Here is a 14,302-nt window from a genome sequence, read left to right as displayed (position 1 = left end):
ACGACGTCCACGGGGACGACGCTCCCCGTCGACGGCCGCCCGGCTGCCGCTCACGCGCCTGCCGGCACCAGCTCGTACTCGGCGAGGTCGAGGTCGGCGGTGCGCTTGCGGTAGTCCTCGACGCTGCCGGACCAGTTGTTGGTGATGCGGCCGTCCGGCGTCTTGTACCAGCTGTTGCAGTTGCCGGCGAAGGAGCTGCCGCGGAGCTCGTCCTGCAGCTGCGCGTTGTAGTGCTCGAGCACCTCGGGCTTCAGGTCCAGCGCGGCGCCCTTCTGCCGGCCGGCCTCGAGGGCCTTGAGGACGTAGTCGAACTGGCACTCGAGCATGGCGATGATCGAGTTGTGGCCGAGGTTGGTGTTCGGCCCGTACAGGATGAAGAGGTTGGGGAACCCCGACACCGTCATGCCGAGGTACGCCTCGGGCGACTCGCGCCAGGCGTCCCGCAGCGAGACGCCCTCCCCGCGGCGCTGCGGCCAGCTCTTCGGGGAGCGTCCGATGATCTCGACGTGCCCGATGAAGGACAGCGTCTCGAACCCGGTCGCGTAGATGATCACGTCCATCTCGTGCAGCCGGCCGTCGGCGGTCCGGACCCCGGCGGACTCGATGCCGTCGATGCGCTCGGTGACCAGGTCGACGTTCTCGCGCATGAGGGCCGGGTAGAAGGTGTCGGCGATCAGCAGGCGCTTGCAGCCGATGGGGTAGGTCGGCCACAGCTTCTCGCGCAGCTCGGGATCGGAGACCTGGGACTCCAGGTGCTCCCGCGCGATCCGGGTGAACTCCTGGGCGACCGGGTTGTCCTCCAGCTTCATGGCCCCGATCCAGCCCTCGTGCTCCCAGTAGAAGCCGTCCCTGCTCTCCCGCAGCCGGGTCGGTTCGTCCAGGAACAGCCGCCGCTCCTCCTCGGTGTAGGGCCGGTCCAGCCGCGGGACGCAGTAGTTCGGCGTCCGCTGGAACACGGTCAGGTGCCCGGCGACCTCGGCCACCTCGGGGATGAACTGGACGGCGCTCGCGCCGTTGCCGATGCTCGCCACCCGCTTGCCGGTGAGGTCGACGTCGTGCCGCCACCGGGCGGAGTGCCAGGAGTCGCCGTCGAAGTGCTCGCGGCCCTCGATGCCCTTGAAGCTGGGCCGGTTGAGCTGGCCCCAGGCGGCCACGAAGGCCCGCGCCCGCACCTGCTCCCCGGACAGCGTCGTGATCAGCCAGTGTCCGCCGTCCTCCAGCCACACCGCCTCGGTGATCTCGGCCCCCAGCCGGATGTGGTGGTTGAGGCCGCGCCGGGCGACGAGCCGCTCGATGTTGGCCTGGATCTCGGGCTGGAACGCGAAGACCCTGCTCCAGTCCGGCTGTTCGTCGAAGGAGAACCAGTACAGGTGCGACTGGACGTCGCAGCTGGCGCCGGGGTAGCTGTTGTCGCGCCAGGTGCCGCCGACGCGGTCCTCCTTCTCCAGGATGACGAAGGACTCCTCGCCGGCCATCTTCAGCTTCATCCCCATGCCCAGCCCGGCCAGGCCGGCTCCCAGGATGGCGACCTCGTAGACCTCGGTGTCCATGGTTTCCCCTTCTGTGGCGTGCGCGTTCTGCTGGGGCGGGTCCCGGAGCCGGTGGGCGCCGGAGCGGCTGTCAGGCCGTGACGGGGTGCTCGGCGAGGAAGTCGGTGACGACGCGGACCAGGTCCTCCGGCCGCTCCAGGTGCAGGCAGTGGCTCGAGCCGGGCCCGGTGATCAGCTCGTAACGGGCGCCGGGGATCCGGTCGGCGACCGCCTTGGCCTGCCAGGGTGGGGTCAGCAGGTCCTGCTCCCCGACGACGACGAGGGTCGGCGCGCTGATCGCCCCGAGCCGGTCGAGCGTGTCGTGCGCCAGGTCGGCGTCCCACTGCTCCGTGGTGACCCCCATCTGCTCCTCGTTCTGCGGGAAGAACGGCGCCATGGGCTCCAGGAGCTGCAGGAAGTCCGGGTGGTCGAGGATCTGCGGGGAGAAGGCGAGCCCGGCGACCGCCAGCGCGGCCTCCATGTCCCGGGTCGCGTACGGGTGCCGCAGCGCGGTGAACATGCTGCGCTGGAAGCCGTCGCAGCGGCCCCACGTCGCGTAGAGGACGGCGCAGGCGACCTGCTCGGGGCGCGCGAGCGCCATCTCCTGGGCCACCGCCGAGCCGAGCGACCAGCCGACGACGTGCGCCGCCGGGATCTCCAGGGCCTCCAGCAGGGCGCAGGCGTCCTCGGCCATGGACGCGGCGGTGATGGGACCCTCGCCGCGTTCGCTCCCGCCGAGTCCGCGGTTGTCGAAGGCGATGACCCGGTGCCGCTCGGCCAGGCGCGGGACCTTCTCCGCCCACAGGCCGATCGACCCCGACGTCCCCATGACCAGCAGGACCGGATCGCCCTCCCCACTGACCTCGTAGTGCAGACCGACCCCGGTACGGACTCGTTGCAGCGGCATTCCGGGACCATGCCCCGCGCCCCCCGGTGCTGGCTTGAACCTCCGGATGCGCCGGTTTGAAGGAACGTGCGGCCGGCGGGCCCGTGCCGGCGGAGGCCGGTCGGCGGCGGATGCGCCTGCCGTCGGGGATCGCCGTGCGCCCCTGTCGTGACGCAGGTCACCGGACCTACTCTCGGGGCAGTCGTCGGTGTCGACGCGGGGGCGGACCCGGAGGCCAACCATGGTGCAGCAGTTGATAGCCCCGGATCAGCTGCCGGCGTGGGTGCCCGGCCGGCTCACCGTCCACAACCCGGACGCCGGCTGGGACGGCGTGTCGGTCCGCGGGTACCGCTACGGACCGTCGGACGTCGTCGTCCCGCCGCTGCGCGACTACACCGTCGTCGCCTACCGGCGCGGGGTCACCCCGATGCGCCGGCGCGTCGACACGACCTGGACGGCCGAGGAGCTGGGCCCGGGCGACGTCTCGCTGCTCACCCGCGCCGTCGGGTCCCACTGGGTGTGGCCCCGCGACATCGAGGTCGTGCACGTCTACCTGACGCACGACGAGCTCACCGCGACCTGCCGCCAGATGTACGAGCGCGACGTGGCCGACGTCGAGCTGCACGACACCGTCAAGGCCGAGGACCCGGCGATCTACCGCACCATCCTGCAGATCGCCCACGAGGCGGCCCAGGGCGCTGCCGGCAGCAGGTTGATGGTCGACTCACTGTCCTGCCAGCTCGCCGTCCAGATCCTGCGGCGGCACGCGCACGTCCTCTTCCGGGAGTGCGGCGGCTCCGACGGGCTCACCTTCGAGCAGGACCGCGCGGTCCGTGACTACGTCCACGACCACCTCGCCGAGACCGTCTCCCTGGACGACCTCGCCGCCGTCGCACGCCTGAGCCGGTTCCACTTCGCCCGCAAGTTCCGGGCGACGATCGGCACGACGCCGCACGCGTTCGTCCTCCAGCAGCGCGTCGAACGCGCCCGCACGCTGCTGGAGCGCACCGGGACCCCCATCCCCGACATCGCCGCCAGCTGCGGGTTCGCCGACCAGCCACACCTGACCCGGGAGTTCAAGAAGCGGGTCGGCGTCACGCCCGGCCGGTACCGGAGCCGTCAGCACTAGAGGTCACGATCGGCCGCGTCGGGTGCGGTCACGCCGACCGATGCTGCAGGGCGCCCCTCAGCCCACCGGGCGCGCGCTGAGGTCGTCCATCCGCAGCACGACGGGCGCGTTCCCGGCGTTTCCGGAGAGGTAGGTCGTCAGCCCCACCCCGCCTGGCTCCTGCAGCGCCGCGGTGGCGTCGGTCCCTGTCCGCTGCCGGCCGCTCGGCTCGACGGCTCGGCCGACTCGTCGCGAGGGCAGCACCCGGATCGTGGGTCAGCGGGTGCCCTTGGCCGCCTGCTTCTTCCCGGCCTTGCCCTTCCCCGCTGTGCGTGCCTTCTTGCCGCCCTTCTGGCCGGCCTGGTCCCGCGCCTGCTTGGCGGCCTTCTTCTTCTCCTTCTTGCCGTCCGCTGCTGCATCCGCAGCGACCGCGGCCGTTCCGCCGGACGATGGCGACGCGGCGGCCCGGGACCTGCTGCCCGTGGCCTTCGGAACGCTGTCCTCGACGGCGGCGGGTCCCGATGGCATCACGGCGCCGTCGGCTTGGGTGAGCAGCGTCCTGAACCTGCTGCCGGCGCGGAAGACGGGAACCACGGAGGGACCGACCTGGATCGCCTCCCCCGTCCGCGGATTGCGGCCGCTCCGGGGCGCCCGTTCGCGGCGTTCGAAGGTCCCGAACCCACTCAGCGACACCCTCTCCCCGCGGGCGACGCTGCCCTCGATCTCGGCCAGGACTCCGCTGACGGCAGCAGCGGCCGCCGCGCGGTCCCCGCCGAGCCGCTCGGTCATCCGGGCGACGAGGTCGGACTTGTTCATCGGCGGTCTCCGCTGAGTCATGGGCGGACGAGGAGCGGCCCGGGTGTGGACAGCCGGTTCAGCTAAACCGCGAGACGCCCCCGGCACAACAGGGCCGGCGCCGTCCCGACGTGGGGACGGGCCTCCTCGACTCCCGCTCAGCAGCCCGGCGCGCGAACTCGGCGGTGCACCAGCCCGGTCAGCCGGGCAGCGTGGCCAGGAAGTGGCGCGCCTGCTGCTGCCCGTGGTGGAACAACTGCCGGATCATCGCCGGGCTGCGGTCGAGCTTGCTGGCGACATCGAGGTCCAGGGCGAGGGCGATCTCGCGCACCTCGATGTGCCGGTAGCCACCGCCGAGGCGGGGCGCCCACTCGTTGACCTTGCGAAGCAGGTACAGCTCCTGCTCCAGGGAGAGGTTCCCGGCCAGCTCGTTGCGGCGGTCGGCGATGTCGACGATCGTCGTCGGCTCCGTGGCCCGGGCGCGCGGATTGACCCGGATCACCCAGATCTCCTCCGGGCCGGCGTCCGGCAGTTCGCGTACCGGCGGGTTCTGGCTGAACAGGCCGTCCCAGTACCAGCTGCCCTCCAGGTGCACGGCGCGGAACAGCGGCGGCACGGCGGCCGAGGCGAGCACGGCGTCCACCGTGATCTCTCCCCGCCGGCTGGAGAACGCCCGATGGTCGCCGGTCGCGACATCGACCGCCCCGACCAGCAGCAGCGGCTGGTCGTCGGGCGGGGACTCCTGCAGCCGGGCGACCTCGTCGAAGTCGACATGACGCGTCACCAGCTCGGTCAGGGCCTTGCGTGCCAGTTCGGGATAGGCGTACGGGCTGACGACCGGCAGCGTGACCCGTCCCTCCAGCCGGGCCAGGCCGACCAGCCAGCGGTTGGTCACCCGATCGCTCAGCCCGGTGGCCGTGTTGTCCTGCCAGAAGCGCTCCAGCAGGCGGCCGGCCTCGGGAGGCCCGCCGGTCAGCAGCCCGTACCAGGTGAGCAGGGCGCAGATCGCCCCACCCGAGGTCCCGGACAGCGCCACCACCCGGTGCCCGCTCCCGCTCAACACCTGGTGCAGGGCACCCGCGGTGAACGCCGAGTGACTGCCCCCGCCCTGGCACGCGATCGCCACAGCCGCCATCGACGACTCCCCCAAGTCCCGAGACCCGACCTGTCTCGCTCCCCCAGCCTGCCCCACAACCGGACCTGGCGGGACTGCGGACCGGATCGACCTCAGCGAAACCGGCAAGTGGCTGGAGGGCGCCATGCGTGCCGATCAGAGGCGCGGTGCCGTCCTGCTGCCGGCATCGCTCACGACGCCGCACTGGACTCGCCGAAGCCGGTCACGACGTGGTGCTGCGGTGGACCTCAGTCGATCGGCACCCCGAAGCGCCAGCGCTGGTTCGTGCCGCCGTGCCAATCCCACTGCCAGATGCGGCCGCCGTTGTCGCGGGAGAAGCCCGCCACGTCGAGGACCTTTCCCGAGTGCTGCGCGGCGATGCGGAGGAAGCCGTCGCCGAGGTCCGTGACGTCGAATCGCTGGTTGGGTCCGCCGTGCCAGTCCCACTGGATGAGTTGCGCACCGTTGTCCAGTGAGCCACCGGCGACGTCGAGGACTTTGTTGCTGTGCCTTGCCCTTATGCGGTACGAGCCGTCCGACAGCTGCTCGAAGCGAAAGCGCTGGTTGGAGGCGTCGCGCAGGATCTGCCACTGCTGCAGGACAGCGCCGAGCCCTGTCGCTGCCGGCCCCCCGGCGATGTCGAAGATCCTGCCCGAGTGCTGCGAGGTGACCATTCCCCACACCTTTGCGATCGCCATGCCGGACAGTATCGCTCCGAGATAGTGGAGATGGCCGCGAACGTCACTCCGCTTTCCTTCGTGGGCCACGCGGTTCCTCGTCTCGAGAACGGATCCCCTGGAACCGACTCTCCACAACCGGGTCTCATGCCGCCCGTCCACTCGAGTCGGCGGGGCACAAAGGCCCTGTCCGCCGGGCCGGAGCCGGGAAAAGGTGACGCCCCGCTGCCCCCGTGCGCCGATCGGAGGCTGCGCAGACGGGTCAGGGAGGGACGCTCATGGCGGTGAACGAGGTCGGTGTCAGCCAGTCCCGACAGGAGTGGGGTCGCGCCGCCCTGCTCGCCGCCACGGTCAGCGCCGCGGGCGTGTTCGCCCAGACGCTGTTGTTCCTCGTCGACGCGGTCGAGATCCTGCCCGGCAACCCGCCGTTCCGGGAGACCGGCGCAGGCCGCGACGTGGACCTGGCTGCGTTCTTCGTGGCGCTCGCCGAGCGCCAGCACGACATCGCGTGGAACATCGCGCTGAGAGACGTCCTCGGGCCGATCGCGGCCATCGCCCTGATCGTGCTCGCCCGGGCCTGGGTCCGGTTGCGTGGCGACGGCCGGGCCGGCGTGGAGTCGTGGGCGCTGGTCATCTCGATCGGTGCCCTGCTCAAGGCGTTGGCCGACCTCGTCTACGTGAGCCAGCTGGGCCTGTGGCGGGACACCGGCTTCACCGCCGAACCCCCGGCGGACATCATCGCCGTCGGGCGCACCTCCGAGGCGATCACCGACCTCGCCGACCACCTCGAGTACGCAGCCTTCCTCACGCTGGCCGCAGGTCTGGCGGGTCTCGCGGTGCACCTGGGCCGCCGGCTGCGACTCCTCGCCCTCGCCACCGCCCTGGGCCTGGTGGTCAGCACGGTCGCCGCGCTCACCCGGTCCGAAGCCGTGTACGACATCGCCTCGCTGCTGACCGGGGCCCTCCTCGCGCCTGCGCTGCTCCTCGGCCTCGGCCGGTCACTGGCCCGGTCGACCGCCGTCCTCCGGTGAGCGCCGGCCCGGTGCGGCGCCGCTGAACGGCCGCTCGGCACTGTCCTACCTGATCACGCGCGGGGAGCGAAGGCGGATGGACCCGGAGGCCGGCGGACGAGTCAGACACGACGGCGCATCCGGTGACCAGGGCGCCGCGCAGCTCCCTGCCAGGCAGTCAGGCGCGGCAGCCAGCGAGGCACGTTCTCGCAGAACTCCTCGTAGGAGGGCCCGTAGGCCTCGCGCAGGGTGGGTTCCTCGTAGGTGCGCACGAAGGCGTTCATCGTGGTGCCCAGGACGACGAGATAGGCGAACAGTCCCCAGCTCGCGAAGAGCAGGACCTGCCCGAGCACGATCCCCAGGACCGCGACGTACATCGGGTTCCGCACGTGCCGGTAGGCACCCTCGACGACCAGCCGCTCGGTGGGGGCCGATGGTGCGGGTGTCCCCCGCCCGTGCCAGGCGAAGGCGACGAACGCGTGTCCCAGCACCGCCGCACCGGCCAGGACGAGGAGCCAGCCGAGGGCGTCGACCCACGACGCCGAATCGCCGGGCTGACGCCATCCTGTGATCAGCCAGGGCACCAGACCGCAGACGGTTCCGGGGGCCACCAGCAGCCAGCCAGAGCTGCCGAGTGCGGCCGAGGTCCTCTTCACGACACCCCCAGGTCAGCTGGACGTGACCCCCGAGGGCGCGCCCAGCAGGGCTCCTAGAACCGGTAGTGCAGGATCAGCGTCCCCTTCCGGGACCACCACGTGCTGTGCGACTGCAGCCGGTAGTACGTGCGCAGGACCCGGGGGAACTGGGCGATCTCGGGCTGCCGACTGATGAGCATCTCCTGGACCAGCGTCAGCTCGGGGTTCCAGCGCTCGGGTTCCCTCGGGTCGTCCATGCCGGGGAACTTCACCTCGGCGGCGACCGACTTCGTGCCGCGGGCGTGCCGGGCCACCCAGATCGTGAACCGCGTGTAGCCGTTGAAGACCATCTCTCCGCTCGGGAAGTGGTCGACCAGCCGGTTGAGCAGGGCGATCAGGTCGTCCTCGGCGAGGAACCCCATCAGGCCGTCGGCGGTGATCACGGCGGGCCGGTCGGTGGGGAGGGCGTCCAGCCAGGCCGGGTCCGTCACGTCCGCACCGATGGTGTGCGCTCTCGCGCGATCCGGGACGACGTCGTCCCGGGCGGCCACGACCGCGGGCAGGTCGACGTCGTACCAGTCCACCGTGGGCGGCGGCGTGATGCGGGCCGACCGGGTGTCGAACCCCGCGCCCAGGTCGAGCCCGACCGCATCCGGGTGGCGGGCGATGAGCCGCGACGCGACCTCGTCGATCTTCTTGGCCCGGAGGGCCACGTTGAGGCAGAGATCGGTGTTGAGGTGCAACCGCCCGTAGTCGTAGTCCAGCGAGCGGACGATCTCGTCGGCGATCTCGTCGCCCAGGACGGGATGCGGCGAGCGGTTGTCGAGCGCCCTGCAGCAGAGCGTCAGGAACAAGCTGTCCTCGACGGGAGTCAAGGCCGGCAGGGTGGTCGCCATGGGTGCTGTCCTCTCGTGCTCGAGGTCGTGGCGGTGCGGGCCACGTCAGCGGTCACCATCGGCGCCGGAGGGCGGCCGGCAGCGCGTGCGCCCGCACCATCCTCACGGGGCCGCTGAGCACGGTTCTCGATGGAGGCGTCCCGAGGACCTCGGTCGGTCGACCCTGGGCCCAGGTGGCTGCGACCCCTCTGCTCTGCTCCCTCCCGGCCACAACCCAAGCGCATCGCGGACCCGATGTCACGAGGTCGGACCGCCCGGTGGGCGCGACTCCGAGCCGGCTGAGGGCAGCGTCAGCGCCAGAACCCGGTGAGCTGCTCGGCGAGCGCTCTGCCTTGGTCGTGACCGGCTCGAGCGGCGGGCGGCCGCAGCGACGGATCCATCGCATTGGCGCCGAACAGGTGCTCGGCGGTGCTGTCCGGGACGATCGTCTCGACCCTGCTCCCGCCTGCGCGCAGTCGCTCGACCTGTGCTGCCAGGTGGGTGCCCCACTCCCGCGGATGCCGCGACCTGCCGCCCAGTGGTGAGAGCACCAGCACCCGCCCGTAGCCGGCCGCCAGGTCGGCGTTCTCGACGGATCGGTAGCCGCCGTCGATGTAGAGGTGGTCACCGATCCGATAGGGAGGGCCGCCGGCGGTGCTGGCGGCAACGGCGTCCACCAGGTCGACCCCGCTGTGCCGGTCGAACACGACCGGTTCACCCGTGTGGGCATCGACGACCGTGATGTGCACTGCCTGCTCCGGCCAGCGCTGACCGGGCAGCCGGGCGGCGACGGTCGTGCGCCACCGCGTGTGCCCCGAGCCGTCCGACGCCGCATCCACCTCGAGCGCCGCCGCACCCATTCGCCTGCGCATGTCGGCCGCATCCTCGGCGGCGGCGATGATCCGGCTCGTCCTCTCCAGGTGGTCGGCCACCGGACCGTAGGAAGCGCGTCCACCGTCGGGTCCGCCCGGGCCGGTCCTCCGCTGCGGCGCAGCGGCGAGGACGGCGTCCAGCAGCTCGGTCGGGGTCGCGCTGGTGATCTGGGCCGCGGCCGTCGCCCCGGCCGACGTCCCGATGACCAGATCGGCCTCGGTGACGTCCAGTCCGGCATCGAACAGGCCGCTGATGACGCCGATCAACCACGCGTTGCCCGTCGATCCGCCACCACCGAGGACCAACGCCCGCTCGCCCGCGGCGGGCGCCCGCCTCGTGGCGTCGACCTGCGGCTCGACCTGGTCGGACCTCGGTCGGTCGGAGGCCGTCGTCGACGTGACGTGCCGAGGTGGAGGAGGTGTCGTGTTCATGGGAGTCGCCTCTCGCGCATTGCCTGGCGGGGCGCTCCCGGTGGCGACCACCTCAGTCGCGCGATCGTGAACTGCAGGGGAGCACCCACTGCGGACACGCGTTCATGGGTCTCACCTCCTGCCGATGGATCACGATCCCGGGGACGATGGCACGCCGGCGACGCGGTGCGCAACCGGCATCAGGCCGAACTCAAGAGGCCTGCCAAGACGCCCACGTCCGGCAGGTCGAGGTGGGGGCGCACGTCTTCGGAGAGGTCGGTGAAGGACTGGGCATGCCCGATGCCGGTGTGCACGGCGACGGCGAGTGACCCGCCCTTGTGCGCCATCGGGACCTCGAGTTCGGGGTCGTCCCCGACCACCGCCAGCTCCGGCGCGGGGACGTCGAGATGGCGGGCCGCCGCCTTCAGCGCCTGCAGGGACGGCTTGCCGACGACGGTCACCCGCGTCCGGGTGATGTCGCGGACGACGGCGCTGATGGCCCGCGAGGTGCCGAGCGTGCGGCCTTCGGCGGTGGCGAAGAACAGCGACTGGGAGGCGCTGTAGAACGTCGCTCCCTCGAAGACCGCGAAGCAGGCGGCCTCCAGGGCCTCGAAGGTGAGTTCCTGCCGGTACCAGCCGGCGAAGACGGCATCGGCTGACGCTCCGCGCAGGGGCGGGAGGGTCTCGATGCCCGCCTCCTCCAGTGGCTCGGTGATGCCCTTTCCGCCGAGCACCATGACGCGCCGGTGTCCTCGACGCCGGAACACCTCGGCCGCAGCGGTGGCCGGCGTGAGCACGGCGTCGTCGGGCACGGGGAACCCGGCCTGCTGGAGGGCGTCGGCGCACTCCCTCGGGGTCTTCACGGTGCCGTTGGTGAACACGCAGAACCGCACGTCTCGTTCCACGAGCAGGCGCACGAAGTCCACCGCTCCAGGCAGCGCGCGGAGTCCCCGGTTGTTGCGGTCCCCGAGGACGAGGGTCCCGTCCATGTCCAGCACGAAGCCGCGGACCCGCCGCAGCCGTTCGAGGGCACCGGGGTCCAGGTCAGGCACGGGACGCTCCTCTCGCGCGACGGTGCACGAACAGCCGCAGGTCGGGCTTGCCGACCGCGAGGTCGTGGACGGACTGCCGCTCACCCAGCTCGCGGAGGAGGGTGAGCACCGGTGTCAGGGTCGGGTTGTAGTGCGCCGGGGACGGGCCCGCGGCGACCATGGCGTCGACCTGCTCGGCGGGCATGTGCGCCCGCAGCAGCAGTTCCTCGTCACTGATCGCGGAGCCGAACTGCCGGCGCAGCTCGGCCGGTGACGGCGGTGGGGGCTCCGACTGCAGTTCCCGCGCCCGTGGCCGGTCGAGGATGCGGTCGAGCGCGTCCGGATCGATCGGCGCGGTCGGCCGCCCGAAGCTCCCCAGCGCGTACCGGATCACCTGGTCCGGCACGTTCGAGTACCGCTCTCCGATCACGTTGAACAGCGCCTGGGAGACGACCATCTGGGGGAACGGCGTGACCATGATCGGGTGTCCCAGCTCGGCGCGGACCCGGCCGACCTCGTCGATGAGACTGTCGAACCGGTCCTCCATGCCGATCTCGCGCAGCTGGCGGCGGGTCGTGGTCATGACGCCACCGGCGATCTGGTGGTGCAGGAACGCGGCGTCGAAGTCCTGCGGTCGACCGGGCGGCAGCTCCTCCGCGGCGGCCAGGCGTCCGAAGAAGTCGCAGGCCAGTCCCAGCGCACGGTCGTCGATGTCCACGCGGTGGCCCATCTCGCGCAGGTTGGCCACCGTGCGCTGGACCTCCGGCAGCGACGAGCCGTTGCCCAGCACGCCGCAGCCGGTCTGCACGACCTCGACGCCGAGCTCCGGCGCGATCGAGTAGGTCAACGGCGACAGTCCGATGGTCGCGTGCGAGTGCAGCTCGAGCGGCGTGCTGCCGAGCTCGGTGGTGATCGCGGGCAGCAGCGTGCGGGCCCGCTCGGCGGTGAGGATGCCTGCCGGGTCCTTGACGTAGACGCGGTCGACATCGGGGCACTCGCGCATCTGCCGGGCGAGATCGGCGTAGAAGGCGTCGTCGTGGACGGCGCTGATCGTGAAGGTCAGCGCCGCGACCACCTCGTCGACGCCGGCCTTCTTCAACCGGCGGGCGGTGGCGCGGGCGGCGTCCATGTCGTGCATGGGGTCGAGGACGACGACCCGGTCGATGCCGTTGGCGACCAACCGGTCGTAGACCAGCTGCATCGTGTCGGGGTGGGAGTTCTGCCACGAGATGAAGCGGAAGCCGGTGCCGATGAACTGCAGCTTCGTCGCCGGCATCAGGGCCCGCGTGCGGCGGAACAGCTCCCAGGGGTCCTCCCGGTGGGTGCGGACCAGCATGCCCATCGCGGTGCTGGAGCTGTAGTCCAGTGCCCGGAAGCCGACCCGTTCCAGGAGCGGCGCCACCTGGAGCACGTGTGCGGTGCGCAGGCCCGCGGCACCCCAGAGGCTCTGGTTGCCGTCGCGCAGGGAGACGTCGACCAGTCCGACGTCGGCCATCAGGACACCTCCGCCAGGTCGGGCTGGGCGTTGCGCAGGAACCGCTCGAAGTAGGCGGTGTCCACTCCCCCGGCGGTGAACTCGGCGTCCGCCAGCAGCGCCTGGTGCACGGGCACGGTGGTCGTCACGCCCTCGATCCGCAGCAGTGCGAGCGCGGCGCGGGTCCGGGCGAGGGCGTCGGCACGGTCGGCCCCGTGCACGATCAGCTTGGCCAGCAGCGAGTCGTAGAAGGGCGGGACGACGGACCCGCCCTGCACGTGGGTGTCCACGCGGATGCCGTCACCGACGGGCAGCACCACGCGGTCGATCCGCCCGGGAGACGGCCGGAAGTCGGCGGTCCAGTCCTCGGCGTTGATCCGGCACTCGACGGCGTGCCCGGTGAGGGCGACGTCCTCCTGCCGGATGGACAGCGGCCGCCCCTCGGCGACGGCGAGCTGTTCGGCGACCAGGTCGATGCCCGTGACCATCTCGGTGACCGGGTGCTCCACCTGGATCCGGGCGTTCATCTCCAGGAAGTAGAACGTCTCGCGCTCGCGGTCGTAGAGCAGTTCCACCGTGCCGAGGCCGCGGTAGCCGAGGTGCCCGGCGAGGGCGAGGGCGGCGCTGGCCATCTCGGTGTGCACGCGGTCGGGCAGCAGCGGCGCCGGGGCTTCCTCGAACAGCTTCTGATAGCGGCGCTGCACCGAGCAGTCGCGGTCGCCCAGGGCCACCGCCCGGGTGCCGTCGCCGATCACCTGCACCTCGACGTGCCGGCCGGAGGCCACGAACCGCTCGAGGTAGACCCGCGGGTCGCCGAACGCGGCGGCGGCCTCGGAGACGGCGAGGTCGAGGGTGTGCGGCAGCTCCTCGGCCGCGCGGACCAGCTTCATCCCCCGCCCGCCGCCTCCACCGACCGCCTTGACCAGCAGCGGCCAGCCGACCTCGGCCGCCACCGCCTGCGCGCCGGCCAGGTCGGCGGCCTCGCCGCCGGGCACGACCGGCAGGCCGGCGGCGATCGCGTGCGAGCGGGCCCGCAGCTTGTCCCCCACCGCCTCCAGGGACTCCGGGGTCGGCCCGACGAAGACGACGCCGGCCGCCTCGCACGCCCGGGCCAGAGCCGGGTTCTCCGAGAGGAAGCCGTAGCCGGGGTGCACCGCGTCGGCGTGCGCCGCCTGCGCGGCGCCGACCACCGCCGACGGGTCGAGGTAGCTCGCCGACGCCGGCGCCGGGCCCAGCCGCACCACCCGGTCGGCCAGCCGCGCCGGCAGCGAGTCCAGGTCCGCGTCGGAGGCGGCGAGCACCGACTCGATGCCCAACCGACGGCAGGTGCGGATCACCCGGACCGCGATCTCCCCGCGGTTGGCGATCAGCAGTCGGCGGATCCTCACGACGCGCCCTCGCCCAGCCCGGTGTCCGAGCCCGGGTCCACCACCAGGAGAACGGCGTCGGTGTCGGCGAACTCCCCGTTGTCGGTTCGGAACTCCACCACCGTGCCGCGGACGCCGGCGTGCACCGGGGTCATCATCTTCATGGTCTCGACGATGCCGACGACGGTCTCCTCGGCGACCCGGTCGCCGACCTCGACGAACGGTGCCGCACCCGGTTTCGGCGCCCGGTAGAAGGTGCCCAGCAGCGGCGGGTGCACCGCCACCAGGCCCTCGGCCACGGCGGCGCGCGGCCGTTCCGGCTCGGCGGCCGCGGCGGGCTCCGCGCCCCGCTCCACCGCCGGACGGCGGAGCACCTGCTGCTCGGCCGTCCAGCCGGCCGCCCCCTCCCGGCGCACGGTCAGGGTGAGGTCGGCCAGCTCCAGGTGCAGCTCGTCCAGGCCGCTGGAGTCGAGCGCGTGCAGGACGTCGCGGACGTCGTCGGGGGTGAGGTCCACGGC

The 14,302-nt window shown here is 72.1% G+C and carries 14 protein-coding genes; 2 read left to right on the top strand and 12 right to left on the bottom strand.

Going from position 1 to position 14,302, the window contains the following annotated elements:
* Positions 1–50 precede the first annotated feature (50 nt).
* Positions 51–1,550 (bottom strand): flavin-containing monooxygenase, encoded by a 1,500-nt coding sequence (locus MY526_RS12030; RefSeq protein ID WP_436691867.1) that lies wholly within the window; start codon positions 1,548–1,550, stop codon positions 51–53.
* 70 nt (positions 1,551–1,620) lie between these two features.
* Entirely contained in the window at positions 1,621–2,436 is an 816-nt protein-coding gene (locus tag MY526_RS12025) for an alpha/beta fold hydrolase (RefSeq protein WP_436703960.1), read from the bottom strand.
* Positions 2,437–2,656: 220 nt separating this feature from the next.
* Here MY526_RS12025 and MY526_RS12020 point away from each other — a divergent pair, with 220 nt between their 5' ends.
* Entirely contained in the window at positions 2,657–3,544 is an 888-nt protein-coding gene (locus tag MY526_RS12020) for a helix-turn-helix domain-containing protein (RefSeq protein ID WP_436691865.1), read from the top strand.
* A gap of 255 nt (positions 3,545–3,799) precedes the next feature.
* On the opposite strand, the gene MY526_RS12015 is transcribed toward MY526_RS12020, so the two are convergent.
* The 3 genes from MY526_RS12015 to MY526_RS12005 all read right to left on the bottom strand — a co-directional run bounded on the left by MY526_RS12015 (position 3,800) and on the right by MY526_RS12005 (position 6,130).
* The gene (locus MY526_RS12015) at positions 3,800–4,339 is read right to left on the bottom strand and encodes an HU family DNA-binding protein (protein ID WP_436691864.1); all 540 of its coding nucleotides are present in this window, start codon (positions 4,337–4,339) and stop codon (positions 3,800–3,802) included.
* A gap of 178 nt (positions 4,340–4,517) precedes the next feature.
* Complete coding sequence (locus MY526_RS12010) at positions 4,518–5,453, bottom strand: patatin-like phospholipase family protein (RefSeq protein WP_436691863.1); 936 nt, start codon at positions 5,451–5,453, stop codon at positions 4,518–4,520.
* A gap of 227 nt (positions 5,454–5,680) precedes the next feature.
* Complete coding sequence (locus MY526_RS12005) at positions 5,681–6,130, bottom strand: RICIN domain-containing protein (protein ID WP_436691862.1); 450 nt, start codon at positions 6,128–6,130, stop codon at positions 5,681–5,683.
* 263 nt (positions 6,131–6,393) lie between these two features.
* Here MY526_RS12005 and MY526_RS12000 point away from each other — a divergent pair, with 263 nt between their 5' ends.
* On the top strand, positions 6,394–7,140 hold the full coding sequence (locus tag MY526_RS12000; RefSeq protein ID WP_436703959.1) for a hypothetical protein: 747 nt from the start codon (positions 6,394–6,396) through the stop codon (positions 7,138–7,140).
* 101 nt (positions 7,141–7,241) lie between these two features.
* On the opposite strand, the gene MY526_RS11995 is transcribed toward MY526_RS12000, so the two are convergent.
* The 7 genes from MY526_RS11995 to MY526_RS11965 all read right to left on the bottom strand — a co-directional run bounded on the left by MY526_RS11995 (position 7,242) and on the right by MY526_RS11965 (position 14,299).
* Positions 7,242–7,775, bottom strand: a complete 534-nt coding sequence (locus tag MY526_RS11995; RefSeq protein WP_436691860.1) for a methyltransferase family protein — start codon at positions 7,773–7,775, stop codon at positions 7,242–7,244.
* A 53-nt stretch (positions 7,776–7,828) separates the two neighbouring features.
* On the bottom strand, positions 7,829–8,650 hold the full coding sequence (locus MY526_RS11990) for a class I SAM-dependent methyltransferase (RefSeq protein ID WP_436703958.1): 822 nt from the start codon (positions 8,648–8,650) through the stop codon (positions 7,829–7,831).
* 290 nt (positions 8,651–8,940) lie between these two features.
* The gene (locus MY526_RS11985) at positions 8,941–9,933 is read right to left on the bottom strand and encodes a patatin-like phospholipase family protein (protein ID WP_436703957.1); all 993 of its coding nucleotides are present in this window, start codon (positions 9,931–9,933) and stop codon (positions 8,941–8,943) included.
* Between the two features lie 179 nt (positions 9,934–10,112).
* Entirely contained in the window at positions 10,113–10,964 is an 852-nt protein-coding gene (locus MY526_RS11980) for an HAD-IIA family hydrolase (RefSeq protein WP_436703956.1), read from the bottom strand.
* Positions 10,957–12,438, bottom strand: a complete 1,482-nt coding sequence (locus tag MY526_RS11975) for a biotin carboxyl carrier protein (RefSeq protein ID WP_436691856.1) — start codon at positions 12,436–12,438, stop codon at positions 10,957–10,959. The genes MY526_RS11980 and MY526_RS11975 overlap by 8 nt, the downstream gene beginning before the upstream one ends.
* The gene (locus tag MY526_RS11970; RefSeq protein ID WP_436703955.1) at positions 12,438–13,805 is read right to left on the bottom strand and encodes an acetyl-CoA carboxylase biotin carboxylase subunit; all 1,368 of its coding nucleotides are present in this window, start codon (positions 13,803–13,805) and stop codon (positions 12,438–12,440) included. Before MY526_RS11970 ends, MY526_RS11975 begins: the two co-directional genes overlap by 1 nt.
* Positions 13,802–14,299, bottom strand: a complete 498-nt coding sequence (locus MY526_RS11965; protein WP_436703954.1) for an acetyl-CoA carboxylase biotin carboxyl carrier protein — start codon at positions 14,297–14,299, stop codon at positions 13,802–13,804. The genes MY526_RS11970 and MY526_RS11965 overlap by 4 nt, the downstream gene beginning before the upstream one ends.
* Positions 14,300–14,302: the final 3 nt, after the last annotated feature.

This window comes from Geodermatophilus sp. CPCC 205761, assembly GCF_051383655.1.
Classification (GTDB): domain Bacteria; phylum Actinomycetota; class Actinomycetes; order Mycobacteriales; family Geodermatophilaceae; genus Geodermatophilus.
The sequence above is the reverse complement of the archived record's forward strand: the minus strand, read 5'-3'. Positions and strand labels throughout refer to the sequence as shown.

Bases quoted from the DNA above. Each gene is read 5' to 3' on its own strand.
- MY526_RS11990 (WP_436703958.1), bottom strand. From the start codon at position 8,650: ATGGCGACCACCCTGCCGGCCTTGACTCCCGTCGAGGACAGCTTGTTC.
- MY526_RS12030 (WP_436691867.1), bottom strand. From the start codon at position 1,550: ATGGACACCGAGGTCTACGAGGTCGCCATCCTGGGAGCCGGCCTGGCC.
- MY526_RS12020 (WP_436691865.1), top strand. From the start codon at position 2,657: ATGGTGCAGCAGTTGATAGCCCCGGATCAGCTGCCGGCGTGGGTGCCC.
- MY526_RS12010 (WP_436691863.1), bottom strand. From the start codon at position 5,453: ATGGCGGCTGTGGCGATCGCGTGCCAGGGCGGGGGCAGTCACTCGGCG.
- MY526_RS12005 (WP_436691862.1), bottom strand. From the start codon at position 6,130: ATGGCGATCGCAAAGGTGTGGGGAATGGTCACCTCGCAGCACTCGGGC.
- MY526_RS11985 (WP_436703957.1), bottom strand. From the start codon at position 9,933: ATGAACACGACACCTCCTCCACCTCGGCACGTCACGTCGACGACGGCC.
- MY526_RS12015 (WP_436691864.1), bottom strand. From the start codon at position 4,339: ATGAACAAGTCCGACCTCGTCGCCCGGATGACCGAGCGGCTCGGCGGG.
- MY526_RS11975 (WP_436691856.1), bottom strand. From the start codon at position 12,438: ATGGCCGACGTCGGACTGGTCGACGTCTCCCTGCGCGACGGCAACCAG.
- MY526_RS12025 (WP_436703960.1), bottom strand. From the start codon at position 2,436: ATGCCGCTGCAACGAGTCCGTACCGGGGTCGGTCTGCACTACGAGGTC.